The organism is Rhodococcus sp. 66b (assembly GCF_002076325.1).
Classification (GTDB): domain Bacteria; phylum Actinomycetota; class Actinomycetes; order Mycobacteriales; family Mycobacteriaceae; genus Rhodococcus_F; species Rhodococcus_F erythropolis.
Genome location: NZ_MUZB01000016.1, coordinates 40,249 through 66,169, shown reverse-complemented (window position 1 = coordinate 66,169; position 25,921 = coordinate 40,249). Strand labels below are relative to the sequence as shown.

Below are 25,921 nucleotides of genomic sequence, written 5' to 3'. Positions count from 1 at the left end.
CACGTACCCAGTCCTCCGTTGATCAATGCACTATCGGCGAAAAAATCGAGAAGTTTTCGGTGTGCGCTGGAGTCACGGTCGAAAGACGGCACGCACGCATCCGTCCTTTTTCTCCTTGAACAGTTCGTAACCGCGGACGGCATCGGCGAGTGGCATGTCATGGGTGATCAAGACTGACGGGTCGAGGTCTCCTTGCAGTACGTAATCGAACATGCGCGGCATATATCGCTGCCCATGTTGTTGCGCCGAACGCAGTGTCAGACTCTTGTTCGTGATCAGACCCATCGGAAACTTGTCGGTGAGGCCGTAAACGCCGAGGACCGACACGACGCCGCCTTTCCTGCACGCGAGAACAGCTTGGCGGAGCGAAGTAGCGCGGTCGGTTTCCAGGCGCAGCAGTTGTTTGGCCCGGTCGTAAAGTTGTTGAACCCCTGTACCGTGGCCTTCCATACCCACAGCGTCGATGCACGAGTCGGGGCCGCGTCCACCCGTCGCTTCACGTAAGGCCTCCTGCACACTGTCGACACGCGAGTAGTCGATAGTTTCGGCACCAACGACGTTGCGCGCCAGCTGAAGCCGCTCTGGAAACCGGTCGATGACAATTACGCGTTCTGCACCGAGCAGACGCGCACTATGGGCGGCCATCACTCCGACACCGCCGCTACCCCAGACGGCAACGGTGTCACCGGGCGAGATATCACAGAATTCCGCACCCATCAGTCCTGTGGGAACTGCGTCCGAAAGGAACAACGCCTGCTCGTCGGTGATGCCCTCCGGAACTGCAAAACAATTGACATCACCGAACGGTACGCGGATGTATTCGGCATGGGACCCTTGGTATCCGCCGAATGGGTGTGTGTAGCCGTAGATTCCGCCAGTGGGATAGCCGAAGACCGGTTGCTGTAACTCGGCATTGGGATTGGTGGTATCGCACACCGAATACAAGTCGCGGTCGCAGTACCAGCACGATTTACAGCCGATGAACGAGGGCACGACGACGCGGGCACCGACGCTTGTCTGCGTCACCTCCGAGCCTGTCTCGATTACCTCACCCATGAACTCGTGTCCGAAGACGTCGCCTTCCTTCATTCCCGGCAGGTAGCCATTGATGAAGTGCAGATCGGATCCACAAGTCGTGGTAAGCCGCACTTGGACAATGACGTCGTGGGGATTGGTTATCCGTGGATCGTCCACCGTTTCCACGGCGAGATCGTTGACCCCGTTCCAGCACAGTGCGCGCATGAAGACCTCCTCCGATCAGTGAGCACCTTTGCGGGCACTTGGATTGTTGGAGAGCGTGGGGGCCTCGCCGGTCTGCAACAGCGCGCGGGCTCGATAGAGCACTTTGAACAGCACTGTTTGGGTGAATAGGTCCGGAAACGGCATGTCGGCCTTCAGGGTGACTTCTGTGCCCATATCAACTGGAGCCGAGCGATACCTGACGACCACGGTAGCGTCGTTACTACTGTCCGAGTTCGCGTCATCACCACTGACCGCGACGAACCGTAACTCGCCGTCAGCGGTGTGAAGTCGCGTACGCCACGTGTGTACCTCACCGGCGCCGATTGACAGCGTCCACACGAAGATTTCGTTCTCAGGCGAGCTGACAGTTGCAACATCGCCAAAGACCTGCGACAGCCTCTCGGGATCTCGCCAGAATCTTTCCATGTCGTCGCTGCCGACGCTGATGGTCACGGTCTGCGAGCTAATACCTCTGCGCCCATCGTGCCTGAGACCCTTGACCACACGCGCGGCAAGTTGTTTCCTCACGTTGTAGAGAATGCCCATCGCCCCTCCCATAGCGGACCGTCCCATTGTTCGGCAGTACCCGATCGCCGGTAATGAAAACGGCATCATCTGCCCTGTCGGCACGCCGTCGTATCCGGACTGAGAGGGGCTATGAGGATGGTTCGTGTCCACTGTGCGCCGCCCACTTATCGTCGCCAGACGCGAAACATCGCGGCTCTGATGTCCCGGCCACCCGCTCTGCACGTGGCCGGACCGATCAACAGAAAAGATCTCGACCATGTGGACTACGAAATCCTGTAAGAGCGTGAACACATCTAGGAATCGATCATCACACCCGTTCAGCGAACCCGCCCGTGAGACGCCTTCGCCGTACGCCGCCCCTTCTCACATTGCGTCGTCGTACCGCCATCGTCGCTCATGGGCCCACCAATTCGAGCGTTGCGCGAACAGGCGATTGAGTGGCTCCACAGATCTGAACGCGGCATAGATGTGGAACCCCAACCGTCCGTTGCCGGCCGGGTTCCACGGGGTGAGACGTCCCCGTGTTGAGCACACAGCACGGGGACCCATTTTCCGCGCCGGGCTCCTTGTTCGACCCCGCGTCTACACCCTGAAACAGTCCGTTAGGTTTGGCCTGCGGAGTATATGAACCGTTACCACCGAATCACTTTCAGCGCTGCGCGATCACGCGGAGCGTCGAACGCGACCAGATCTCCGCCCAAGCTCGGCGCACTCGACGTCGTAGGCGGAAACCCTGACCGGACGCTCCGACGGTCCCCCTCACACCGGCGGCATGCACCGTCTTTCCACCCGCCACGGAAGTCGAAACCTTCCTCACCGGTGACCGATAGTCCAACTGTGAGCCAGAACCAGCCCCTCCGACTTGACCCCAGCCGACGCGGTCGTCGCTACGCGTCAATCAGCGGGCGTCACCCGAACAAGTTCACTCCACCATCTAACGCCTGAACACCAGACCTTGACGCCGCCAAGAAATTGTTCACCGTCGTAGTTGTGTGCGTCGGCCCGGTCCCAGCTGGTTTCTTGTTGGCCACCGCGAGGACGGCGGGCATAAGACCCTCGACGGGTCGTCGCCGGATCGCCAAATCTGCTGGATTACGCCAAAGGTGGTAGGCGAACGACTTGTCCCGCATAAGCCAGGCCGGCACCGAATCCGAGCAGCAGCGCCATGTCGCCGTGTCGGGCCTCGCCGGAACGGAGAAGCTGTTCCATGGCCATGGGAATCGATGCCGCGCTGGTGTTGCCGCTTTCGACGATGTCGCGGGCCACAGCGACGGTGTCGGGCAGACCCAACGTCCGCACGAGCGCGTCGGTGATGCGACTGTTGGCTTGGTGTGGAACGAACGCATCGAGGTCGCTGGCTGTAATTCCAGCTCTGTCCAGTGCGTCGCGGCAGGCCTTCTCCAAAAATGTTATCGCCCAGCGAAATACGGCCTGGCCATTCATTCGAATATAGGGCCGTTCACTGCGTTCGCCGGAAACCTCGGCCGCAGCAACCTCGGCGAAGTACTCGGTGAAGTCCTTGTCCTGCTTGATTGCAGAGGTCTGACTTCCATCCGAACCCCAAGCGACCGGGCCGATCCCCTCGGACTCGGACGGGCCGACCACCACCGCTCCAGCCCCGTCCGCGAAAATGAAGGCACAGGTTCGGTCGGTCGGATCGAGCAGATCGGAAAGCCGTTCCACTCCGATCACCAGCACATGACGTGCCTGCCCCGCTCGGACGAGGGCTGCGGCATTACCGAGCGCGTAGCAAAAACCTGCGCAACCGGCTGAGACGTCGAAAGCTGCAGTGTCGTGCAATCCGAGTTCCGTCGCCACGACCGCGCCCGCGGAGGGCCCCAGCACCATTTGCGACGATGTCGCCAGTACGACTGCATCGATCTGTTCGGCGGCGATACCGGCGGCGGCGAGAGCGCTGCGAGCGGCGCTGACGCTCATCGCCACGATGGTCTCGTCCGGTTCCGCCCACCCGCGCGCTGCAATTCCCGACCGGGTGCGGATCCATTCGTCGGAAGAGTCGATACGATCGACGATTTCGGAATTGGGGACACTCCGTCGGGGCCGGTAGACGCCCAGCCCCAGGAGGGCTGTGTGAGCAACGGAAGGCGCTGTGGAAATGAGCACGGAATCCTCTCCGGGGGACCTGACGGTCCACGTCTCCTGCATCTAACATCAACAGAACTGCACACACAAACGCACGCGCCGCCAATACCCTCTTGTTGGGGGCACAAGCTCGCGCTCACAGCCCTTACCAATGGGCAACTCGACCTTTTGAGTAGGCGCCGGGACGTCAACTTTGAGTTGGTCTCGGAACATCAAGCACCGCTATATCGTTCGAATTGCCAACCCGCGTACCACCGCACGACTGAGGACGGCGCCACGACAGTTCTCGTGGACATTTCCTCCGGCCATTGGCGGCGGATGCACTTCCCTTACCGCATGAACATCGGCATGCGGCCCGGTATCGCCCACAGTTTTGAGTCCAATTCCTGCGTGATCGTGAATTCGTTCAGTCGAATGACGAGGTCACGATCAGCAGACACACGGGTTACCAACCTGAAGCCTCCATCGAAGCAAAGACCCGGGAGCGGGCGCACCCGTGGATCGTATTCCAGCACCGAATCGAATTCGCGAAGTATGTCGTAGAAATCTCGCAACGCACCGAGTTCGAATCTGGACATGCCGACGCCGCCTGTTGCGATGAACCGAACATGACTGCGCACACTACGAGCCGGAAAAGAATTGAGATGCTCCCGTTGGACGACCCAGGGAAGAGGACTCTTGCTGTCGATCTCCGCACGAAAAAGAGTGCCTGTGACAAGAGACCGTGGTGTTGACGGTAGCGATGGACGGGGTCGAGGTGCAGTCATTGCGGTTTCGCGGCCATAGTTTGTCAACGGTTCGATTTGAGCTGGTTCGTCTTGAGTTCACAAACCATTCTGTGCCCTGCCGGCGCCGAACACCGCTCCGTACCAGAAGCCTACTGTGCGAGTACGTGACGTCCACCACGATCAGTGTCACTGCCGCGATTCCTTGATCGGCGACGTCGTGCAAGTAGGCCGCCGCCCATACCCAACTCAAAAAGAAAGTACGTCCCCTTCCGGTGCCCGCGAACCCAGCAGGTAAGTACGTGGCCCTCAGCAGGCGGAACCGCCGCTGAGAATACCTCGGAGACTAGGACGGACGGCGGCTGAGCGCATTGATCCTGACTGCACCAAGTGTTCGGCGACGTGTTCCGCGAAGAGTGAATATTCACGATCGAGCCGCGTCCATCCCGTCGGGCGCGGAAGGCACATCCCACCGATCACGCTCTCCTGCAACGAAATCTCTGCACACGTGAGATCGATCCCCGAACCGTCAGGCACCGGTTCCACCAGTAAGGTCCACGCGCTCACGAACGTCCTCGTGAACGCAAGAGTCCGGTCCTGAGACCGCGTTCAGTTCGTGGATGAACCGAACGAAAGAGTCGGAATCTACCGACGGGACTATCGACTTGCGACCTGCGGGTATCGACGAATCAACTGATCGTGCACGATCTTCAGCCTATGTCTCACCGTCATGAAACCTCCACCGGAATCGCCTTCGCGAGCACCATGCGCCTGCACGATCGCTCAGGGAAGTGCCATCAACGAATCTCGGTCGGCAGAATTTCGGCACTCGCAATCTGTAGAGCCTCTCGACCCGCAAACTTCGGCTCACCATCAACGGGCGGTTACGCGCTGGAAGGGCTTCACGAATGCAACCAGGAATCCCGCCAACCGTCGGTCAAACCCCGCCGTTTGAAACCTCTCGCGCCGGCGGTGTGGACCTGCACCGTCAACACCAACAGCCACCGAACGACGACGTGTGCTCGTCAGTCTCGATCGACTCCTCACGCACCACCACCGACCCGCCGAGCGCGTCGAAATGTAGCACTGAGCTCACGGGGTCATGTCGGACCCACACGGCCACGGACAGTGGATGCCCCGGGCGGAAAATGTATGAAACCAACTCGATCTGCCCCGGTCTCTCCAGGTCGCGGACATCAGACACAGCCGCCCGAATCCGTGGCCCCGACACCTCCGCCGCTGCGAACGCCGTCTCGCCCGCATGCAGGTCAGTCATCGAATCCATGTCCTGCACCGCACCCTCGCGTACTCAGTAGAGATGAAGCAGACCATCGGCGGCCACGGCCTCGACGGAAATGAGGTTTGCGGTGACGTCAACGCGCCGAATCGGCAACCCGCCGAGAGTCGAGTCCGGTCGCTTAGGTGGTGGTCTTTCAATTTCGGCTCAATCCTGCGCAGGCACAGCCTCGTTCAGGCTAGACCCTCGCACGCGTCGCGCGTCCGCGCCGGAAGATCCATTGATGGACTACCACGCGGTTTCTCGGGTGGCATCGGGTAACACCCCAGTTTCCGCGTGCACAGGGCAGTTGCGTCGTTGCCTGGGTCACCGCTTTGGGAGGGTGTCGACTATCTCGGTAGCCACGGACGCGAGTCGGACGTTCAGGCGCTGAGACTGCTGCACCAGCAGCTCGAACGCGCGATCCTCCCCAATCCCGTGCAGCACCATCAACATTCCTTTCGCCCGTTCGATCACTCCCCGCGTCCGCATCGCGGCCTGCATGCCTTCGACCTCGCTCCTCCACATCTCCGCACGACGCGCATTCCACACCGCACCTTCGACCGCAGCCACGAACACTTGCAACAGCACCTCGTCGGTCTCGCTGAACCCACGATCGCCCAACCCGTACAGATTCAGCGCTCCCACCTTGGACTCTCCGGTGAGCAACGGGACAGACAAGTAACTCGCCACGCCCATCCCCGCAACCTTTGCCGCGAATGCGGGCCATCGCTGCTCTGCATCCTCGATCCGCGCCCGCACTACCTTGCCAGTGCGCGCAGCTTCCAGGCACGGGCCTTCGTTCGCCCGGTATTGATGGGCTTCGACATCGAAAGCACGCTCTTCCGTACACGCGATTGTCTCCGGCTGCTTACCAGGGGCCGGCAGGATCGTCACCGCAGCCATGTCCGCGGCTAGCATTGTCGCCACGATCTGCTGGCACACCGATTGCAAAAAAACCGACAGTTGCATAGGCGTCCGCAGTAACGCCCCGAAACGCTCGAGCGCGGTAGCGATGTCGGCGGAATCGTAATCCAGCGACGCTCCGCCAGAGAGCGAAAAAGACCCGACACATGCAACAGAGGGGTCGTTCCGGTTCATCGTGGTCCTGTCTCGCAGGCACCATCCTGCGCGCACTCCAAAGGTGGCGGCGCTGGCTTCACCGTGGCTGCGATTTTACCGCCCACGGATGGATACGACGAAACCTGGTCCCTACTTACACCATTCGAATAGTCAGCCCGCGTCCACCTGGAAATATTTGTCCACGACGATGCCGCGGGTGAGATCTGTGATGAGGCGTTGCGACGAGAATGCTTCGGCGCGCACCGGATCAGCGTCTCCTCACACCGATCCCCACCGCATCACCGGCGCCACGCCGCGACTTGAACATTCCCACTGCGAAACACGGCATCGCCCGGCCGCGAAATCAAGTCATGTGCCGGATCGAGGTCGGCCAATGCCGCGCCCTCGGTCGAATCCGCATAAAGTCGGTGCTGGATACTTGCCCCGATCCGGGATCCACAGGCGCCCCCTGTATCTCAAGCCCATCAGTCCTCGCTTGCTCCCGCTCTCTCGATGTCTTGGCCACCGCAGACGGCCGCCAGATCGTCCTCCGAGCCGTCGATCGGCCGGTCACTGCGCATATAGCGACCGTGGACTGGCTCACCACGGTACGGCCACGCCGAAGTGCTTGGCGGTCCGGCAGCGTTGCACCCCAGCCTTTTCCAAGATGTCGTCGCAACTGCGATACGGTTGGCCAACGTGCCAATGTCGCGGTCCGCTGGTGGCATCGACCGAGCCGTTGACGACCTCCACATCGCACTGCCCGCTCTCAGCGAGCTCACCGGGTGGGTAGCTAAGGCGGGGGCATAGTCGCCAAATACTCGCGGCATGAAGGGATGTGGGCTCGTCATAGTCGAGAAGGTCCCCGCGGAGAAGGCGCCGCTGGCTCCGTTGACGTCCCATGGTCGGTGCGTAAGTCGAGAGGACTGTCGACCGGGGCGAGCTACATGTGTCGACTTGGATGAGCTCTTCTCCACTGAAGCCGTGTTCGCAGTGAAAAATTGAACGAAGCCATCCACGTAGTCCGCCCGCCGCGCGGTCCCGATGGGCTACGATCACGCGAAACGTCGTCGGTATCGACTTCAAACCCGCCACACGAACATCGACCTAGATACCTGGATATCTGCCAGACTCATCGAAAGCGCTGTCGTGCAACGTGTTCCTTTTGAATCTCATACTCACATCGCTCTCCGAGCGACGGAGCGGATTGACGGTTCGGTGATGCGCGGGATATACCGTTGATGCGCTCGTTGGCCTCCCAGTCGACTCACCATGCCTTGACTTTCCATTGCTTCGTTGCGACTTGGATTCGCGTGAGTGCACGCGGACGAAGTTTGTACGTGGATGTTGGCAGACAGCGGGTTCCACCGCGCCGCCAACGATACAGTTCGAGGGCCTCGTGCTGGGCCGCATTACGGAAACTGCCAAGCAGAATCGATGGAACCTTCACTGCACATACCGTGCACCACGCTCCTCACCGGCTGTCAGGGTTCGCCAACACCAACGCCGAATACGCGCCAGCACTGATGCCTCGTCGCCGAGCGTTCTCTTCGAGCCGTGCGGTTGCGAGTTCGATCGAAAGACCCTCGAGTTCGGCAATCATGCCGACCGCCTGCTCCACTTCGCCGCGGACCGTGACCAACTTCTTCACAGACACCGCCACGTGCGAGTGACGATCTTGGCGGCTGTCCGTGGACAACGTCAGGGCAGCCAAATCTGCCATGGACTGCCCGTACGCATTACTGCGCGTGGCACTATCCCACGAATCGCGGGTGAAAACCACGAGTGTGCCAAATGATTTGCGGCCCAATCTCATCGGAAAGCAACGGCACCCACCGAGACCCCGTTCGAGCCCTGAGCGACCGAACTTCTGCCACCGCTCCCCCACATCTGCGAAATTGTCGACCATCACAACCGCCCCACTCTCGGCGCTGAGCGCGGCGGGGCCCGCTATAGCGAGAGTGCGGTCGGGAATAAAGTCGGCATTCGCCGACTCCACCAGCACATCGAGATAATCTGGCTCCCCGTTTCGCACGACGAGGACGCACCACACACCGCCCAGATCCTGCCTCGATCGCTCGACTATCGTCTCGAGTACACGAAGAGAATCGAAGTCGGTGGTGAGAAGATGAGTTACCTCGGCAATGCTCAATTGTATTGCGGAAGTGTTCATCCTGTGCTCCCATCTTGAAGTGCTGCTGACAAGTTGCGCGACGTCCCCAGAGGCGGTGTCATCCGTTTTCACTACCATGCGTGAAACGTGTGCGCCGATTCACGATATCTGCAGCGATCTCCCAGATCGGCCTTCCCGAGGAGTACGCGGCGGCTCGAAGCCGGGAAAGTGATTCGTCGATCGAGACACGAAGTTGGATGGCGATCATTCCGACTGCCTGATTCACTTCCGGTCGGTGAAAGGCGTTGACAAGCGTCCCGGTGTCGAAATCGCCGATCAGAGGAAGTTCGGCCAGGAGCGCCACAGCAATGGCTGCTGCGGTTGCAGTGGCCAATTCGACCTGTTCTTCGTCAAGTGGCAGCGGAGCGAGGCGATACAGTTCGAGCACGCCGAAAACGTCATTTCCACCCTTCAGCGGAAACGCGAACACGGACCCGACCCCGGCTTTGTCTGCCTCACTGGCGAATCCTGGCCAGATGTCACGGTCGTAATCGCTGGATGTGTCGTTACAGAATGTCGGACGCTGGGTGGTGAATGCGTCAACACACGGACCGTCGCCGCCGGTGAACTGGAGTTCGTCGAGGTGCTGGGCTACCGAGTCGGTCGCATACATCAGCTCACGCGATGACGCGCTGTTCAGCACCGTGACAGCCGCGCCTTGAACGTCAGTCAGATTCAGACACTGTTGACACAGTTTCGCGGTCGTGGGCAATTCGACCGCTGCGCGGCGGCCTCTCTCCCTGTCGGCGTCGTTGGGAAATTCGGGTGTGTCCTGGCTTCCTCTCGGATCCGTATTCACAGGACGCACCTCCTCAGTTGCCTTCACGGGACAGAAACGGCGCCCGGTCATCCGATCCGGCGTAAAGTCGAGATTACCGAATAGAGGTACTTCTCAGGCGCGCGGCCGAGTCGGCCGCGTCGGTGCCACTTTTGGTTGGTGGACCACTTCCGCCGCGCGGATCGGGCACGTACACCATGAACTTCGACAGTTCTCATCCGCGCGCGCGCCCGTCGGGTGCGCTCGAACGCGCGCGCGGTCGCGAGCCTAAACTCATCGATCGTCTCGAACGATCTCTCTCGACACCAGCGGGTTCGCCCGATCGGGTTGTGGAGTTGATGGCTCGATGCACGGTAGCGGCTGTGGATTTGGTTGTCGGTGTTGACCACGCCGGTGTGACAGCGTCCTTGGATAGTGAACCGTTCACCGTTGCCCCAACCGATGAACGTGTAGAGGACTTCGATCGCAAGCAATACCTTCTCGATGACGGGCCGTGTCTTTCTGCGTCGCGCACGGGACGTTCGGTACGTATGTCGGTCGAGCAATTAGGCATTCAATGGCCGGCTCTCGGTGTTGCTGCGCGTAATGCCGGTTTGACCGGTTTCCTTGCGGTACCGCTGTTCAACTCCGGATTGCCGGTCGGGTCGTTGAACATGTATTCGCATTCTGCCGTGGCGGACACGGACCGGGACCGCGATCTCGTCCTTGTCATTGCCGAGTACCTGGGAGCCGGACTCGATGCCATCGCAACAGACAATCGACTCGAACGCGCTGGCGCAGCGCTGCGCCGAGGAATCGCGTCACGCGCTGAGATCGAACGAGCGGTCGGAATTCTGATGGTGCGCCGAGACACCGATCCCGAGACCGCTTTTTCCGAATTGGAGGCTGAGGCGCGTCGCGAATCTCGGCACATACGAGACGTTGCACGTCAGACGATCATTTCGGCGGATGACGACCGCCCCTAGGGGCTTCAGATCGCGCAACCAGGACACCATGACCGGCGTTCCACGGAAGCCCCCGATGGGCGAAAGATCACCATCGTTCTGATGCGTCCGATTTTTCAAGTACACGCTCGTGAGCAGTGTCCTGCGTCTGCGATCAGTCTGTTTTGAATCACGTCCGCAACTGCCCCTTCCTACAGATGAGCCGGACTGTCACGAGCAAGAGTTCCCCGCTGTTACCTGTCGATAACTTCTTCGGCGACCACGACCGCCTCTGCCGCGCCCGCGGATTTCCATGGACGAGCTGTGCCCGACGAATCGGCACTCGAACAGACAGTCAGGAAAAGTACTTCGCCACAACACTCTTGGGCCATCACGTCTCGACGGTACGCACATTCGCCAACAAATCCTCTGCCACCGTCCACAGTTTCGTGTTGGTACGTTGGGATTTGTCGACCAACATTGCGAATGCCGCATCCGCATCGACACCATGCACCGCCATCAACACCCCCTTCGCCTGATCGATCACTGCCCGCGACTCGAGCGCACGCTCGAGTTGCGACGCCAGTTGCCGGGCACCCCGGTAACGTTCGGTGCTGCCGATCGCATAGCCGGCAGCGGTGGTGAACAAATTCATCAACGCCACCTCCGAACGAGCGAACCCGTCCGCACGGCTTCCGTACACGTTCACCGCCCCTGCACGCACTCCGGGCTCGAGCGGCGGCAGCGGGATCGACAGGAAACTTTCTACCCCGAACCGCCGCGCTTCCGAAGACAGGCCCGGCCACCGCTGGCTCGCCGCAACACGGTCCGCCACCACGATCTCTGCGCTCTCTGCGGCCTCGACACACGGACCTTCCCACGACCTGTACTGAAGCTCGTCCACCATGGCGACCTCGCGGGACGTCCGCGCCGCCGTCGAGGGTGTTCCTTCTTCGTCGAGGACGGTCACCCCTGCCATATCGGCATCCTCGATCAACTCCACCGCATGCTCACACAACCGCCGCAAGTACTTTTCGATGTGTTCGGCCGGATCCAGCGCCCGATACAGATCTTGTAACGCTTCGGCAGCAGCATCGAGCGGAGGAAACCAACGATCACCGCCCGCGGCGCTTCGCACGACATCCATCTCACACCTCATCCGATCCCACGAATGGCACACGACAAAAACGTGGGCAGGAACCGAATCCCGGTTCTCACCAGTGACGAATGCCCGGATACCACTGCCACAAAACTCGACAGGGATGCACAGGCCTTCGGCCACAAAAACCGAAAATGGTGGGTTCACCGGCGTCGAGGTGTGAGTGCCTGTCCGTGCAGGACGATCTTTCGAGGATGACCCCGGCGAGTGGACAGCCGGAAGTTAGGTCGCCGGGATGCGTCACCGAAAACGCTTCGAGTACGTCGGACCAGAGGTATCCCGCACGCGATGAGCGCAAATGTGTTCCGTTGATGCAATCCCTGGGCGCACGGAGTGCGTTGACGAACTCATGTGATGCGCGAACCAGATTCAACACACGCCGGCCGCGTCAGCGTAGCGACATAGCGTGGTGTTCACGCCACGGGTGAGGAGCGGAGACCTAGCTGATGACACCGCATCGGAGGCAGTGGCGGGTGGCCGCGGCCAGTGTTGCGGCGTTTGGATCCGGTTGGCGGAAAGCCGATCAGGCGGCCTCGACTTCCAATGTGTCGTTGCAGTGGTTCGTCGGTGTGGGGGGCTCATGCTCTATCGTTGCACGCACCCCTCCCGGATGCTCCAGTGCGCAAACCACATTCGGTGCACTGCCTACGTTGCGGCGCCATTCCAAGGCTGGCGCTCTGGCTCACTGGGTCAGGCTCAGATTCCTGTTCTGCTGGGCAGCAACATGATTCCACTCCGGTAAGTACGATCACGGTAGGCGTTGCTTGCGGGCCAAGTATCCGGCCACGCATCCCACTCCTGCGTCCACCAGGGTGGAGGAGAGCACCATGCGCCCGTGCCTGACCTGATGGCACGGGGGACCGTGACGGAGACCTCTCAGAATTGGCACTCTCAGTTGCAGAGTGCTAATTCGTGTGGTTATCATGTTCTCGCACAGTAAGTTCGGTCAACCGCCACAGTGGCGGAGACCTTTCTTTTCACGACATGGGAGGTGTGTTGCTGTGCTTCGTTTCGATCCTTTCACCGACATCGACGCGATCACCAAGTCCGTACTCGCCGCGGGAACCGGCAACGGACGCAGTCCACGGTTCATGCCGATGGACCTCTACAAGGTCGAGGACCAGTACGTCCTGCACGCCGATCTTCCCGGCGTCGACCCAGGATCAGTGGACGTCCGCATCGACGGCTCGACCCTGACGTTGACCGCGCACCGCACCGCCCTCTCCGAAGAGGGTGTGAGCTGGCTGGCGAGTGAGCGTTTCGCTGGAACCTTCAGACGGCAACTGTCCATCAGCGACGACATCGACGCCGAACAGATCGTCGCCTCGTACGACAACGGCGTGTTGACGGTGACCTTGCCGATCGCGGAGAAGGCGAAACCGCGGCGGATCGAGGTCTCCTCCGGACCGCCCTCACGTACCGAAACCATCGAAGCGACAACGCAGGTCCAGGTCGAAGCCTGATCCTACTGGCCCGGACAAGCGTTCCACGGTGGGGTGGGTTCCGAAGACATGCGTGCTCGGGGCTCACTCCACCGCCCTTTCGGTCCCACCCGCCGTTCGCCACCCACTTAGCCGTAGGCCGACCGGTACACCCTCCACACGAGAGAATCAGCACGAGAACCGCTTAGCTGCCATGACTGCATCAACCCTCCCTCCGCACGAACAATCCGACAACACGGCCAACACCGAATCCCGCCCGCACACCTCGCCTGATTGGTGGGATCACCACCGCCCGATCACCAGTGACGAATACAGCGACATGGCGTTGATGCTCGGCGCCCTCTCGATCCTGACGTTCTGGATGTTCGGCCTCGGCATCCTCCTTGGTGCCGCTGCCATCGGAACGGCACTGACAGCGCGCCGACCCAAGACACCCGGGCAGCACCCCAACGCCCGTCAGGGAATCGCCGGAGTCCTCACCGGCATCGCCGGTGTCGCTTTCGGCATCATCTTCCTCACCGCGGCACTCCCACACCTGTAGTGGAAAAAATAGGTGTTGTATCGCGGCAAAGTGCTCGCCCCACTAGACCCGGGTGATGATATCCATCGAAGCATTTCGAACCCTGACATGCCCAGACCCAGCTGTCGAATCCCTGCTGCGCACCACCGTAACGCGGCAAGCGCTCCCGAGGTAGCCGGATCAAACTGGTGGACTAGATGCACGAAGCATTCGCTAGGTCGAGGGCGCGAACACTCACACGCCAAAGCGATGCGCACCGCTATCGGAAGGTGAGTCGATCGGAGCGCATTACAGTTGCAGTCATGTCTGTGAACATCGACATCCGTTTCGGCTTGTATAGCCTCGCAGCGGAAGATGCGGCACTGGCCTACACGTTGTTCGAGCGAGCGATCAGGGAAAATCAACTCGAACGTGACGTGACCATCTTCAAACAAGAGAACGCCGACGGGACCCGCGACGTGTACGTCGTGTCGCAGCATCCCGTAATCTTCAGCGGATTCTACAAGTGGCGCTCTACCTTCGAGGAGTCATTGCAAAGCCGCGTCGCGGAGGCGATCCCACCCGCACGAGTGGCATTCGACTGGCAGTACCCCGATGAGTAGTGAGGTGGATCGAGGACCAGGACTAGACCGGCCGCTGATCGGACGAGCCCCTGACTGCAGCATCGGGGGAGAGTTGATGACCCGCTAATTCCATGTAACCGCACTACGAATCGGCTACACACGGCGCGGATCGTCTCCATTTCTCGGTGACGACAGACCCTCGGGGAGTGCCCTTCCTGACGCCGTCGGTGCGCACTGTTCTTACGTACAGCACGGCTGAGAAAACAGTCTCGGGCTAATACGGTCTGCCATCGACTTCGCCGCCAGGAACTGTGCGCCCATCTACTAACATCCCTGCCTTTCGGCCGTGAAACCTTCTGCGCTGCAGATTACTATGGCCGAAATGCCAGGAAGTCCGGTCGCGGCTCCGACCCGGAGAACGGCTTCCCGAGTGCGTTCTCGACACTGTTGAAAACGACGAATATGTTCGCCCTCGGCGCCGGAGAAAGGTTTCCCGACGACGCATGAAGAAGGTTACTGTCGAACAGGGTCATCGACCCCGCTCCTCCAGTCAGCACCTCAATACCATGTCGGTGGTAGAGCATGGTGATCATTTCCTCCGACGGGACACCGACACGCGGGACTTCTTCGACCAAAGACTCTTCGAAGTATCGATCCGGTGTCGCGCCTGCGCATTGAAGAAATGTTCGATGCGACCCGGGCATCACCATCAAGGGCCCGTTGAAAGAGTGATTATCGGTCAATGCGATCGACGCGCTCACTGCACGGGGTGTCGACATGCCGTCCTCCGCATGCCATGTCTCAAAATCGGCATGCCAGTAGAAAGCCCCGCCGTGAAATCCGGGCTTCGAGTTCAGTCGGCTTTGGTGAACGTAGACCTCGGAACCGAGTATCTCGCGCGCGAGGTCAACCGCGCCGGACTCCTCGACTGCGGCGTGGACCACCGGACTCAAGTTCAAGATATCGAAGATCGAGCGGACCGAGGTCGATGCCTTCTCACGCACGATTCGTTTGTCGTCGATCAGGGCGGGTTCGGCGCCCAGTCGCTGGACTTCACTCAGGCATCTACTGATGGTGTCCGGATTGAGGACGCCCTCGCGCACTGTGAACCCGTCTTGCTCGACATCGCGATGTTTCAGTCGCATCTGTTGGTTCCAGACGACGGGATCGGCCCGGTCCAGTTCGGCGGAGGCGGTTGAGATTCTTGTGGGATACCCATCATTGGTGAAAGTCATCAGTTCGGTCTGCTCCTCGTTACTCGACCCACAACCCTGCGTGATACGCACGCCAAGATCCCGGGACACATTCCTCTCTGGACGTCACACGAGACTCATCGTCTAGAACACTGCCGTCAGACGAGCCCAAATCCATTGAAAACCAACGGCTCTTGTCGATGGGAACCACTGGCATTAGATTCCGAGTACTGACCAGCTAGCACACGCGCAGCACCGCTGTAGCTTCAGCTCGGCGGCGAACTCATCGGACCGAAAACTGGTCAGCGTCCGGAGCGCTGTCGCGTAGGGAATTGAGTTGGGTGGCGATCGAGCTACGAATCTGCTCGGCATTGATCTTGAGGTCTCCGAACGGAATCGGATCCAGTGAAACACCATCGATGACCACTTTCCCGACAATTCCGACAACCGAACCGTCCTCGCGGTAGGCAATGGCCTGACCTGCAGCAATTACCTGTTCGATCACGGAGCCCTGATCGAACCCACGACCACCGCGATATACGAGAACGTCTGCGTCCTCGTCTCGAACCGACACGAACCAGTCCACTCTGCCTCCTCATTTTCCAACCAGGTGTTGCCGCGTTGTCAACCGCAGACGACATCGCGCGACATCCCGCCCTGCCACTTGTCAGTGTCGAAACGATCACCAGCGATAACGCCCTGCGCGATCGCAGTGATGCGGCGTTGCCGCGAGAACGCCCGCGCGCGAAGCCGCACCATCGCCTCGTCTACCGAAATCTTGTGGTACGCAGCAAGTATTCCGCAGGCGACATTCACGTTTCCACGGCGGAACACCCCGGCATCGCTTCCCGAGCTCAATACATTGCCTGGAGCGAGTTCGGCGAGCACTGCACGGGCGATCTTGTGTGCGAACAACCGACACGTCACGTCCTCATGCGCTGCAAGGACGGCCGGGGAACTTCCATAGAGCTCGAGTACCCCGAACGGTGACCCACCACCCCCGAGCGGGTAGGCATAGACCCTCGCCGTACCGAACCCCAACACCTGGGCTGCGAACAGTGGCCACCGCGCACGCGCCGCGCCTCCTGAAATGTCGTCGTGCAGTTCGGGGTTGTCGAAGCGGAAAGCATCCAGGCACGGGCCTTCCCCGAGAGTGAACTGCGTTTCGTCGATTTCCTCCGCGACGCCGTCGCTGGCGTACACGAGATCTCGCGTCGATGCGGTCGCGAAAACAGCGACACCGGCACCGTCGATCCCTGTCTCGCGGACGAGCTCACTGACGAGCTGTTTCGTCATCTCGAATGGCTCCGACGGAGGAAAACCCGAGGGAGAGAGCGAAATCGACATCGACGGACTTTCCCGAGCGTAAATCCGCTCGCGTTGCGTTGGTGCAGTTTTCTCCAAAACCTATTGGAATACGGCATCTTTCAGAATGCACATCCTCCCAAGTGCCATCGCGGCAGGGGGCAGCAGCACGTTGTCGGCAATGTATCGCAACACTGTCCGGCCCTTTTCTGACCCGGATGGCAAGCCTGATCAACTGCACCCATTTAGAGCTTCTTCCCTCATCTGCGTGCCTTCAAACAATCGTGGGTATGCGCTCAAGATCGAGACTATTCAGCAGCATCTTCAGGAGAAAGACGCGCAGCAAATGTCAGCAATACTCGGAAGCTGGCGCGCGGCCAACTGCCAGAATGGTACTGCTGAAGGTCAGCAATGGTGTGGTCGGGCGGCCTGACGGATTAGCCGTCGAAGGAGCCGCTCTTGTCCTCGGAAACGCATGTCCAACAATGCGCAGCGCTGATATGCGCCTACATCACCAACGACGATGAGGCATGCGAGCCCCTTCGGGACGCCACAGACGTGACATACTGGCGATGGTACGAATCTGCGACAATCTTGTGTGCGATAGTGCTGAACCTGATCGCATTCAATCTCGGCAGTCGCCGCTTCACCGTCATCGATCGCTCCGCCCCTGAGCGGCAGGAGAGCTTCCCGGTCGCAGATATTTACCGCACGCGACGACGGCCACGTAAACGGGCACTGACGTTGGCGATCCGCCCCCGACGGCACTTCCACCGCGTATTCGAGCCCGGATGCTCCATACGTTTGTCATCGAAACCTTCACCCGCGCAGATGCGCCCGTCTCCCTCCGTCGCCGCAGACGATGAAGGGTCGATTCATCGTCAGGACCGCGAAAACTTCTGCGCCCTTCTAACGGCGGGGCGGGAGGGTACACAACACGATCTGCGCCGCGTCGGCACGTTGACATCACCAACGTGGTTTCCTAAGCATGCTCATCGCGCTCGCTAGGCATTTCATCGCATGCCATACGCGTCGTCGGCCCGTTGCGCAGCGCGCGCCAACGCAAAACCTGGGGCACGGCCGGACCTCGGCGCGAGAGGGCGACTTCGCCGGCCCGCCGCCCGAAATGTTCAGGCCTCGTCGAGACCTGCGGCGATCATCGCTGCGGCCGTCTCTCGTTCGGAGTGTGTGCCTTGCTCCAATCCCCGGATGACGCCGGAGCGATCTTCAGGGGAGCGGTTCTGGTTCATCTTCGCCTTACCGTAGACGCGATCGATCTGCAGTTCGAGCCCCACAATTCCTCGTAGTTGCGCATCGATGAACTCCTTCGGTGCGTCGGTGACCGTCCACTGCTTCTGCCTACCGGACTCGTGCTGGGTGGTCAGCGCCGTAACATGCTCGCGCAACCATTGATCATCGTCATGCGTCACCAATTGCCCGTATATATAGAGAACTTCGTAGTTCCACGTCGGGACGACCTTTCCGTGCACGCGCTTGCTCGGGTAGTACTCCGGTGACACATAGGCGTCAGTGGCAGGTAAGACGATGACGGTCTCTCCCCCGTTTGCATATCGCCAGTGCGGATTCGCGCGCGCGATGTGGCCTTCGACCGAGTGATTCTCCGCGTTGTACCGCAACGGGATCGACGTCACTTCGAGGGATTCTGGGCCGGGGGTGATCAGGTGGCCGAAACCTCCAGCCCGCAACGAAGCATCGATCGCCTCATCCGAGAGACGAAACTTTCCGGGCAAGATCATGAAAACTCCTTGTCGTTCCTGTTCGCGGTGACTACTTCCGGCGATGTGTTCGCTAGACGATCCGCCGCACTCGTGCACTCAATCCAGCCAGCGCCGCTTGTCACGTGACAATCCAAACACGGGTTACTATTTTTGTCACGTGCCAATAAGATGACCAGGTGATCAACTCTGTGGCGGACCAGGTGAGGCTCTATGTCGTCCGCGGGACAGCGGGCGAGATTTCCGAGGGCATTCGCAATCTCATCAGTGCTGGGGTACTGGCTCCAGGGGATGCGTTGCCGCCCATACGGGCCTTGGCCGACGATCTCGAGGTTCACCGGAACACAGTTGCCGGAGCCTATCGCTTGCTCGTGGCGGCGGGAGTTGTGGAGACACAGGGCCGGCGCGGCAGCTTCGTGCGAGCCATACCGTTCCTGGAAGGAGAAGGCGGTATCGCTCTTCCTGGCAGCGTGGATCTCGCCAGCGGAAATCCTGATCCGGCATTGCTGCCTGATCTCAGAGCCTCGTTGGACCGGACCACTTACACGCCCCGGTTGTACGGCGCCGCAGCCACCGAGCCTCTACTCGATTCCTGGGCACGTTCCTCGATCGAGGACGAGGTTCCAAGGCCGTGCTCGATCACCATCACCAACGGTGCCGTTGACGCGGTCGAGCGACTGTTGACCGCTCATTTGACCCGAGGTGACGCCGTCGCGATCGAGGATCCGTGCTTCCTGGCGAGCATCGGAACGCTCAAAGCCAACAGCTTCCGAGCGGTACCGATGGACATCGACACTTCGGGTATTACCCCGCAAGGGCTGCTGCGTGCTCTCGAAAGTGGTGTGCGCGCGATTATTTGCACCCCTCGTGCGCACAACCCCACCGGGGTCAGCATGAGCGCCGACCGAGCGGCGATTCTCGGAAGCATCCTGGCCGAGTTCCCTCACGTTCTGGTAATCGAGGACGATCACTTCTCTGCCGTGTCCAGCAATCGGTACTGTCGGCTCGCTCCGATGAGCACGACGCGGTGGGCGCTTGTTCGTTCCGTGTCGAAATTTCTCGGGCCCGACCTGCGCGTGGCAGTGGTCGCCTCGGACCTCGACACCGGCATTCGGCTGAGCACTCATCTCCGGTCGGGCGCCAACTGGGTCAGTCACCTGCAGCAGCGCTTGAGTGCTGAACTGCTGAGTGATCCGACGGTGATCGACGGCCTCGCCAATGCTCGCGCTGTCTACGAGCGCCGCCGAACCCTTCTGAAATCTGCACTGTCAGAACATGATATCGAGGTTCCTGACACTTTCGACGGACTCAATGTCTGGGTTCCGCTGGATCGGGATTCCGCACCGATTGTCGAGCGACTCGCCGAGTCTGGCTGGCTCGTGCGGGACGGAAGTCAGTTCTCGGCGACGCCGGGTCAGTGCCACCGGGCACTTCGTGTGACCGCCTCCACCATCACCTCCGACCACGCGCGTGAGTTCGCGAACGCCCTGGCCGGAATCCTGAAGACCTGAGGTGGTCCCAGCGAGCCCGATACGGATTCGTTTGGTCACCGCAGTCTGCATGCCGATTGACACTCGTTGTTGGGCAGGATGGTTTGTAGGCCACTAACTGGCATGGGCCCTTTCAGCAAGTCTCGGCAATCCGAAATCCGCGAAGGACGAAACGCTTCGCGCCCGGGACCTTTCCCATGAAGGTAAGCTCTGCACGGGCGAGTCGAATATCGAATATGTCGTTGTCGATGTCGCAGCCGTCGGCAGACCTCGAACCCCCGAGAGCCTCAGCGAACAACCGTGTCCAGCACTTCCTCAAGTACGCTCAGTAGCGTTCTGGCGGCTGTTGCCGAGTCCGATCCACATCAATGAGGCGAATCGAAAACGACTGCGCCGGACCTGGGCGCCCTGATATCGGAAGCCCCCTCGCTGACGTGGGAGAACCCTTAGCGTGCACTCGCGCCATCACTGCCGCGAGCTGAATTGGGATTTAACTGCCCAGCACACAAAATCGTCTTTGCCGCTTCATTTCTTTCACCCGCGTGTAATGCTGCGGGCATGACGACGCTTGTTGTTTGCTGCCTCTGCCGGACAAGGACCGCAAAAAGGGACATCGAGCCCGGTGGGCGCCAGGAGTGAAACCTCTACAGAGAGCACTCATTCAGAGGAAGCGCTGCCAAACGGCACCTGTTCTCGTGCGCGTACAACATCACGATGACTGCGCAGCGACAACCGTCCGACCGCTGCTGCTCCGAGGAACAAGATCACCGCACCGAGACCCTCGAAGAATGCCAACTGCTGCACAGCCCTCATCGCGGGCTCGGTCGCCGACGGCGCCCCCACCTCCCCGAGATGCAGCACCGGCGCCAGTGTCGGGCCAACGATGAACCATGCGCCACCCACGACCGCCAACCACGCTCCGAGGCTGGCGACAGCGCGATTCGCACTCAGCAACAGCAAAATCCCACCGATGACAGTGACCACCCCGGGGAGCACTTCGAGCCAACCCCGACCCGAGGTCCACGTCCATGCTTGATCCGGCACGAAGGAGAACGAGAAGTACGGTCCCACAAAGGGAATGAGCGCTCCCCAGACCCCGAGGACAATCAGCAAGATGCCGCTGACAGCGCCCCGACTGCGCGGCACCCACATCCGACCGGGCGGCCTCACATCGTGAACCGTTCCGGTCACGGGCTCTCGGCCGTCCACTTCGTCGGCGCGAGCGTCCTCGCGCTCTTCTCGGGATGCCTTCCGATCGAACATGTTCCACTCCTCGCCCGTGACATGTGAGATGCGCAACGAACATGGGCTGCCCGACAACCGAGAGCCCTCCAACCCCGCCATCCTCGAGTTTGACTCACAATCAGACAATCGGATGTCGAGATCGGGCCTGGCGTCCAGTGCCGCAGGGTCAGTAATAGTGCCGGCGACCACCTACGGCATGTCCGGCAGCACCAAGCGCAAACAGAACGACCCCGACGACAACGAGAATGATGCCGATCGTCCACAGAACCGAGATCCCCGTCAAGAAGCCGACGATCAACAACACAACTCCAAGAATGATCATGGCATCCTCCTTCAGCCGATCACCCCACCGAGGGCGACGTACCCGCTCGCCATACTCCTCAAACAACGTCGACTTCCCTAGCAGCACTGTGAATTCCTACCGTCCTCCCGCCATTTGCGGACCGCCGAGTCTGCGTTGTCTGCTGAGATCGGGTCGTGGATTTTGTCCCGCGTAGGCGGATCACTCGTCCTCGGACTCGAAATACGACCCCTTCACCCATCTCCCGTGCACCGCACTGATTCGAGCTGCGGCAAACGAAGTTCGTACAGGCAGACGTACCAATGGCTAACTCGATGAAAAACACAGTTGCACAGGGGGTACTCGCGGTGCCAATACCGGCCGACTGCCTGCGCGAGATCAACTGCCACGTGAGCATGAAGGAACCGTCACGCAAACCTACCGAGCAGTAATGAACCGGGACACTCGCAGCGCTCAGGGGTATCCACTCAGTCCATGCCGGCCCACTGTCCACGAGTTTGGCGCCGACGTCCTGCGGGTATTTGAACTGCGGTTGCGTGTCCCATTTCCAGGGCGCTACACGCCATCGCGGAGCCGCAACGCCTATTCTCAGGTAACAGGAGCATGGTTCACGTGACGTCTTTCGAGCGGGCGAAGGTTTCACCTTTGTTCTCCCCCTCTCTCGCGATCCCAGCCTCCGCTGACCAACTGCCGGTCCTGCGAGCCACCGTGCGCACGGTCGCCGCCCAATGTCGCCCTTCGTTGGACGCACTGGCGGATCTGGTCCTCGCCGTCAATGAGGCCGCGACCATCCTCATCAACCACGCAGGACTGTCGAGCGTCCTGGTGTGCGCCTTCGCCAACGTCGCAGAGCCCACCAGGCTGCGAATCACCCTCAGCGCCAACATCACCCTTCCAATCGATGCCAGCATTTCCTCATTCGAATGGTTCGTTCTGAAGGCGCTTGTGGACCACGTCGGACTCGACCAAAAACCTGGCACCAGCGGCGGTGGTGAGCTGTCCGCCACGATCATCATGGAGAAAGCCCTTCAGACCGGCCCATGAACACATGTCTCACACCGGAGCCGATCCGCAATCACCAGAGAGAATTTGGTGCCGCTCCATCGTCGCGACTAATCCTTTGCAATGTCGGAGCGAACTCCAGAGTCCTTGCAGACCATGAGATCCGCAATCGGCATGCGCGCTACACCCAGTAACCCCGCCGTCCACCCCAGGACGCCCGCCGTCCACCCCAGGACGATGGCCACACTGCATGCGGGAAGCCCCCCGAATGCACCCAGTCTGCGTGTTGCGGCGCGCCCGCCGTTCGTGGCTTACCTCGCTGCACTCCGCTGCAGCAGCCAATTTTTCAGAAGTTCCGCAAGGATGATGTTCAGGAGGCGACAGAACAGGTTCGGGCAACATCAGCAGCGGCATTCGGCGCGTGGGATACATTCCCCTCACCGCCGACGCCTTTCTGCGTCGTAGTCCTTTCACCGGGAAAATGACGAAATGTGTAGCGGGCACCTCGTTTCCCCAGAATATATCGCCTCGAGCTTCGCGATCCTCGGATTCGGTCCACACCAGAAGTTCGACATCATCGGGACCCGTTGGCCACTCCTTCACACCATCTCCTCGCCTGGCGCCCGGGCCTTTCGAGTGTAAAACGCGGGCAACATACGCCTGCATGACCGACTTTCGCACCCTTCCAGCGTGTTTCGTTGTGCGTGGATCGGCTACCACTTCCACATAGGAAACCGAGGACCGCAAGGAGGTAGATTTCCGCGATGCCGGCAACAATGATCGATGGACACAGACTCAACCTCACCCATCTCGACAAGGTGCTGTACCCCGATACCGGGACGAGTAAAGGTCAGGTGATCGAATATTTGAAAGAGATCGCACCGGCAATGTTGCCTCATCTCTCGCAACGTCCCGTCACAAGGAAACGCTGGCCCGATGGTGTCGACTCGGACTACTTCTTCGAACGGCAAGTCCCGCCATCAATACCGCAATGGGTGCCGCGGTTCTCTGTGCACCACCAAGACCGCACTGTCGACTACCCCCTTGTCGATTCGACTGCAGGCTTGGCTTTGATGGGCCAACTCGCCGCGCTGGAACTTCATGTGCCGCAATGGACTGTCGTCAAGGGTAAGCCAGGCCCAGTTACCCGGTTGATCTTCGATCTCGACCCTGGCGAGGGTGTGGAACTCTATGACTGCGCGCGCGTTGCCCTCGCAGTTCGAGAATATCTCACAGCAGTAGGGCTGTCGTCGTATCCGGTGACCAGTGGGAGCAAAGGCATTCACGTGTACGCCGAGCTGATCACGACTCTAGACTCGGAACCGTCGCAGTTCGCCCAGAAGCTCGCCAAGCAACTCGCCAAGGACTGGCCGGAGCTGGTGACCGCGACCATGGCGAAAACCGAACGTTCAGGCAAGGTATTCGTCGACTGGAGCCAGAACAACCCTGCTAAGACGACCGTGGCACCGTACTCGCTGCGGGGTCGAGCCGAACCGACTGCCGCGGCGCCCCGGGATTGGTCCGAACTCGAAGAGAAAGGCCTGCGCCAGTTACGTTTCGACGAGGTACTCGAACGATGTCGAAGCGACGGCGACCTGTTGCCGAAGTCTCTGGACTCGCTCCGCACCTATCGATCCAAACGTCATCGAGGCCAGACACCCGAGCCGATGCCAGAACAGTCGACCGACGGGCACGGGTCGGATTCCCCCGACGAACCCAGCTTCGTCATCCAGGAACATCATGCGACCAACCTGCACTGGGACTTCCGACTCGAACACGACGGTGTTCTCGTCTCGTGGGCGGTGCCGAAGGGGGTCCCGGCCAAACCGGGAACCAACCGTCTCGCCGTTCAGACCGAAGACCACCCGCTCGACTACCGGATGTTCTCGGGAACCATCCCTGACGACCAGTACGGAGGTGGACGGGTCGAGATTTTCGATTCCGGTAGTTATGTCCCGATCAAGTGGGAAACGGGGAAGCTGGTATTCGAACTCCACGGCGACCGGATACGTGGGCAGTATGCACTGATCAATACCAAGGCCGATCAATGGTTGATGCACAGGATCAAGAAGGCCGACGAACGGCCGATACCTTCCGGCGATGGCGAACAGCCGTCGAAGGGGGCGACCGAACACGGTGCCCCACCACGCGGTCTGCAGCCGATGCTCGCCACCCTCCGTCCTGCTGATTATCTGGAGACCCTGGCCGCCGGCGAGTGGTCCTTCGAGGGCAAATGGGACGGAATTCGGGCGGTCGGTGAAGTATTCGACGGAAAACTTCGACTGCACAGCCGTTCTGGGCTCGACCTGACATCCACTTATCCCGACCTCGCTTGGATCGGCCCGGCTCTCGGCGAACACGCCGCAGTCCTCGATGGTGAGATAGTCACACTGGACGCGCACGACGTCACGAGTTTCGCTGCTCTGCAGAACCGAATGGGCCTGCGACGAGCAGCCGATATCGAACGTGCGGCGAAAAAGTACCCCGCGGAGTTTTTCGCGTTCGACATCTTGTTTCTCGACGGAACTTCACTGATGAAGAAGAAGTATGTCGATCGGCGCCGAGTACTGGACGAGCTCGTCGCCTCGTGCGAGGGGCTCACCGTGCCCGCTCGGCTGAAGGGCAATGGCGAACACGCCCTGGACGAGAGTCGCCGCCGCGGCTGGGAGGGAATCGTCGCCAAACGCAATGATTCCCCGTACCTGCCAGGCCAGCGTGGACGATCCTGGGTCAAGGTGAAGAACCAGCGCACCCAGGAAGTCCTGGTCGGTGGCTACCGGCCGGGCAAAGGTGCTCGCGCCAACAGCCTCGGTTCGTTGTTGTTGGGTGTCCCCGACGAGGACGGGCTGCGCTACATCGGCCGGGTCGGTACCGGATTCACCGAATCGGCGCTCGAAACCTTGAGCCGCACGTTGAAACGCATGTCGCGCAAAACCAGCCCCTTCTCGGCCGAATTGAAACCCGCCGAACGAAAGGACGCAGTGTGGGTGACGCCGCGGCTGGTTGGCGAGATCGCGTTCACCGAATGGACGACGGCAGGTCTGGTCAGGCATCCGACGTGGCGCGGACTGCGACCGGACAAGGGTCCGGACGACGTACGGTTCGAATAAGCGCCGGCATCCTCAGCGAGGGAAAACCGCGGGCGACGAATGGGT

At 60.5% G+C, this 25,921-nt stretch carries 23 protein-coding genes; 8 read left to right on the top strand and 15 right to left on the bottom strand.

What is annotated here, in order from left to right; translation table 11 throughout:
- Positions 1-72 precede the first annotated feature (72 nt).
- From B0E55_RS25870 to B0E55_RS25830, 8 genes are all read right to left on the bottom strand, one after another.
- Positions 73-1,242: a zinc-dependent alcohol dehydrogenase gene (locus B0E55_RS25870; protein WP_080910759.1), complete on the bottom strand. Its 1,170-nt coding sequence runs from the start codon at positions 1,240-1,242 to the stop codon at positions 73-75.
- Between the two features lie 15 nt (positions 1,243-1,257).
- On the bottom strand, positions 1,258-1,788 hold the full coding sequence (locus B0E55_RS25865; RefSeq protein WP_133053446.1) for a hypothetical protein: 531 nt from the start codon (positions 1,786-1,788) through the stop codon (positions 1,258-1,260).
- Between the two features lie 631 nt (positions 1,789-2,419).
- Positions 2,420-2,566, bottom strand: a complete 147-nt coding sequence (locus tag B0E55_RS31720) for a hypothetical protein (RefSeq protein WP_206745221.1) — start codon at positions 2,564-2,566, stop codon at positions 2,420-2,422.
- 296 nt (positions 2,567-2,862) lie between these two features.
- The gene (locus tag B0E55_RS25860; RefSeq protein WP_080910757.1) at positions 2,863-3,936 is read right to left on the bottom strand and encodes a beta-ketoacyl-ACP synthase III; all 1,074 of its coding nucleotides are present in this window, start codon (positions 3,934-3,936) and stop codon (positions 2,863-2,865) included.
- A 266-nt stretch (positions 3,937-4,202) separates the two neighbouring features.
- Positions 4,203-4,451, bottom strand: coding sequence for a hypothetical protein (locus B0E55_RS25855; protein WP_133053445.1), 249 nt, complete (start codon positions 4,449-4,451; stop codon positions 4,203-4,205).
- Between the two features lie 1,750 nt (positions 4,452-6,201).
- Positions 6,202-6,846, bottom strand: a complete 645-nt coding sequence (locus B0E55_RS25840) for a GAF and ANTAR domain-containing protein (protein ID WP_274534461.1) — start codon at positions 6,844-6,846, stop codon at positions 6,202-6,204.
- 1,564 nt (positions 6,847-8,410) lie between these two features.
- Positions 8,411-9,109: a GAF domain-containing protein gene (locus tag B0E55_RS25835; protein ID WP_080910752.1), complete on the bottom strand. Its 699-nt coding sequence runs from the start codon at positions 9,107-9,109 to the stop codon at positions 8,411-8,413.
- Positions 9,110-9,167: 58 nt separating this feature from the next.
- Entirely contained in the window at positions 9,168-9,959 is a 792-nt protein-coding gene (locus B0E55_RS25830; protein WP_080910751.1) for a GAF and ANTAR domain-containing protein, read from the bottom strand.
- 125 nt (positions 9,960-10,084) lie between these two features.
- On the opposite strand from B0E55_RS25830, the gene B0E55_RS25825 reads away from it, so the two are divergent.
- Positions 10,085-10,852 (top strand): GAF and ANTAR domain-containing protein, encoded by a 768-nt coding sequence (locus B0E55_RS25825; protein WP_080910750.1) that lies wholly within the window; start codon positions 10,085-10,087, stop codon positions 10,850-10,852.
- Between the two features lie 349 nt (positions 10,853-11,201).
- On the opposite strand, the gene B0E55_RS25820 is transcribed toward B0E55_RS25825, so the two are convergent.
- The gene (locus tag B0E55_RS25820) at positions 11,202-11,957 is read right to left on the bottom strand and encodes an ANTAR domain-containing response regulator (RefSeq protein ID WP_192713074.1); all 756 of its coding nucleotides are present in this window, start codon (positions 11,955-11,957) and stop codon (positions 11,202-11,204) included.
- Between the two features lie 1,013 nt (positions 11,958-12,970).
- On the opposite strand from B0E55_RS25820, the gene B0E55_RS25815 reads away from it, so the two are divergent.
- From B0E55_RS25815 to B0E55_RS25805, 3 genes are all read left to right on the top strand, one after another.
- On the top strand, positions 12,971-13,432 hold the full coding sequence (locus B0E55_RS25815; protein ID WP_080910748.1) for an Hsp20/alpha crystallin family protein: 462 nt from the start codon (positions 12,971-12,973) through the stop codon (positions 13,430-13,432).
- A gap of 172 nt (positions 13,433-13,604) precedes the next feature.
- Positions 13,605-13,952, top strand: a complete 348-nt coding sequence (locus B0E55_RS25810; RefSeq protein WP_080910747.1) for a hypothetical protein — start codon at positions 13,605-13,607, stop codon at positions 13,950-13,952.
- A gap of 281 nt (positions 13,953-14,233) precedes the next feature.
- Positions 14,234-14,533, top strand: coding sequence for a hypothetical protein (locus B0E55_RS25805; RefSeq protein ID WP_080910746.1), 300 nt, complete (start codon positions 14,234-14,236; stop codon positions 14,531-14,533).
- A gap of 332 nt (positions 14,534-14,865) precedes the next feature.
- Here the strand turns inward: B0E55_RS25805 and B0E55_RS25800 are convergent, their stop codons facing one another.
- The 3 genes from B0E55_RS25800 to B0E55_RS25790 all read right to left on the bottom strand — a co-directional run bounded on the left by B0E55_RS25800 (position 14,866) and on the right by B0E55_RS25790 (position 16,983).
- Entirely contained in the window at positions 14,866-15,729 is an 864-nt protein-coding gene (locus tag B0E55_RS25800) for a phytanoyl-CoA dioxygenase family protein (RefSeq protein WP_080910745.1), read from the bottom strand.
- A 241-nt stretch (positions 15,730-15,970) separates the two neighbouring features.
- On the bottom strand, positions 15,971-16,273 hold the full coding sequence (locus B0E55_RS25795; RefSeq protein WP_080910744.1) for a hypothetical protein: 303 nt from the start codon (positions 16,271-16,273) through the stop codon (positions 15,971-15,973).
- A 38-nt stretch (positions 16,274-16,311) separates the two neighbouring features.
- Positions 16,312-16,983, bottom strand: coding sequence for a GAF and ANTAR domain-containing protein (locus tag B0E55_RS25790; protein WP_108912741.1), 672 nt, complete (start codon positions 16,981-16,983; stop codon positions 16,312-16,314).
- A gap of 190 nt (positions 16,984-17,173) precedes the next feature.
- On the opposite strand from B0E55_RS25790, the gene B0E55_RS31555 reads away from it, so the two are divergent.
- Positions 17,174-17,425: a hypothetical protein gene (locus tag B0E55_RS31555; RefSeq protein WP_133053443.1), complete on the top strand. Its 252-nt coding sequence runs from the start codon at positions 17,174-17,176 to the stop codon at positions 17,423-17,425.
- A 697-nt stretch (positions 17,426-18,122) separates the two neighbouring features.
- On the opposite strand, the gene B0E55_RS25785 is transcribed toward B0E55_RS31555, so the two are convergent.
- On the bottom strand, positions 18,123-18,749 hold the full coding sequence (locus B0E55_RS25785; RefSeq protein WP_080910742.1) for an FMN-binding negative transcriptional regulator: 627 nt from the start codon (positions 18,747-18,749) through the stop codon (positions 18,123-18,125).
- Positions 18,750-18,907: 158 nt separating this feature from the next.
- Here B0E55_RS25785 and B0E55_RS25780 point away from each other — a divergent pair, with 158 nt between their 5' ends.
- Positions 18,908-20,239 (top strand): aminotransferase class I/II-fold pyridoxal phosphate-dependent enzyme, encoded by a 1,332-nt coding sequence (locus B0E55_RS25780; protein ID WP_198538452.1) that lies wholly within the window; start codon positions 18,908-18,910, stop codon positions 20,237-20,239.
- Between the two features lie 636 nt (positions 20,240-20,875).
- On the opposite strand, the gene B0E55_RS25775 is transcribed toward B0E55_RS25780, so the two are convergent.
- Together B0E55_RS25775 and B0E55_RS31975 are read right to left on the bottom strand one after the other, a co-directional pair.
- Positions 20,876-21,481 (bottom strand): hypothetical protein, encoded by a 606-nt coding sequence (locus B0E55_RS25775; protein WP_080910787.1) that lies wholly within the window; start codon positions 21,479-21,481, stop codon positions 20,876-20,878.
- Between the two features lie 148 nt (positions 21,482-21,629).
- Positions 21,630-21,785: a DUF6131 family protein gene (locus B0E55_RS31975; RefSeq protein WP_192713055.1), complete on the bottom strand. Its 156-nt coding sequence runs from the start codon at positions 21,783-21,785 to the stop codon at positions 21,630-21,632.
- 591 nt (positions 21,786-22,376) lie between these two features.
- Between B0E55_RS31975 and B0E55_RS25770 the strand changes: the two genes are divergently transcribed.
- Positions 22,377-22,808: an ATP-binding protein gene (locus tag B0E55_RS25770; protein ID WP_133053442.1), complete on the top strand. Its 432-nt coding sequence runs from the start codon at positions 22,377-22,379 to the stop codon at positions 22,806-22,808.
- A 722-nt stretch (positions 22,809-23,530) separates the two neighbouring features.
- On the top strand, positions 23,531-25,876 hold the full coding sequence (locus B0E55_RS25765) for an ATP-dependent DNA ligase (RefSeq protein WP_080910740.1): 2,346 nt from the start codon (positions 23,531-23,533) through the stop codon (positions 25,874-25,876).
- Positions 25,877-25,921: the final 45 nt, after the last annotated feature.

Bases quoted from the DNA above. Each gene is read 5' to 3' on its own strand.
- B0E55_RS25805 (WP_080910746.1), top strand. From the start codon at position 14,234: ATGTCTGTGAACATCGACATCCGTTTCGGCTTGTATAGCCTCGCAGCG.
- B0E55_RS25870 (WP_080910759.1), bottom strand. From the start codon at position 1,242: ATGCGCGCACTGTGCTGGAACGGGGTCAACGATCTCGCCGTGGAAACG.
- B0E55_RS25825 (WP_080910750.1), top strand. From the start codon at position 10,085: ATGAACTTCGACAGTTCTCATCCGCGCGCGCGCCCGTCGGGTGCGCTC.
- B0E55_RS25860 (WP_080910757.1), bottom strand. From the start codon at position 3,936: ATGCAGGAGACGTGGACCGTCAGGTCCCCCGGAGAGGATTCCGTGCTC.
- B0E55_RS25840 (WP_274534461.1), bottom strand. From the start codon at position 6,846: ATGCAACTGTCGGTTTTTTTGCAATCGGTGTGCCAGCAGATCGTGGCG.
- B0E55_RS25820 (WP_192713074.1), bottom strand. From the start codon at position 11,957: ATGGATGTCGTGCGAAGCGCCGCGGGCGGTGATCGTTGGTTTCCTCCG.
- B0E55_RS25830 (WP_080910751.1), bottom strand. From the start codon at position 9,959: ATGACCGGGCGCCGTTTCTGTCCCGTGAAGGCAACTGAGGAGGTGCGT.
- B0E55_RS25775 (WP_080910787.1), bottom strand. From the start codon at position 21,481: ATGTTCGATCGGAAGGCATCCCGAGAAGAGCGCGAGGACGCTCGCGCC.
- B0E55_RS25800 (WP_080910745.1), bottom strand. From the start codon at position 15,729: ATGACTTTCACCAATGATGGGTATCCCACAAGAATCTCAACCGCCTCC.
- B0E55_RS25865 (WP_133053446.1), bottom strand. From the start codon at position 1,788: ATGGGCATTCTCTACAACGTGAGGAAACAACTTGCCGCGCGTGTGGTC.
- B0E55_RS31555 (WP_133053443.1), top strand. From the start codon at position 17,174: ATGTATCGCAACACTGTCCGGCCCTTTTCTGACCCGGATGGCAAGCCT.
- B0E55_RS31975 (WP_192713055.1), bottom strand. From the start codon at position 21,785: ATGATCATTCTTGGAGTTGTGTTGTTGATCGTCGGCTTCTTGACGGGG.
- B0E55_RS25855 (WP_133053445.1), bottom strand. From the start codon at position 4,451: ATGTCCAGATTCGAACTCGGTGCGTTGCGAGATTTCTACGACATACTT.
- B0E55_RS25835 (WP_080910752.1), bottom strand. From the start codon at position 9,109: ATGAACACTTCCGCAATACAATTGAGCATTGCCGAGGTAACTCATCTT.
- B0E55_RS25810 (WP_080910747.1), top strand. From the start codon at position 13,605: ATGACTGCATCAACCCTCCCTCCGCACGAACAATCCGACAACACGGCC.
- B0E55_RS25765 (WP_080910740.1), top strand. From the start codon at position 23,531: ATGCCGGCAACAATGATCGATGGACACAGACTCAACCTCACCCATCTC.
- B0E55_RS25790 (WP_108912741.1), bottom strand. From the start codon at position 16,983: ATGACGAAACAGCTCGTCAGTGAGCTCGTCCGCGAGACAGGGATCGAC.
- B0E55_RS25785 (WP_080910742.1), bottom strand. From the start codon at position 18,749: ATGATCTTGCCCGGAAAGTTTCGTCTCTCGGATGAGGCGATCGATGCT.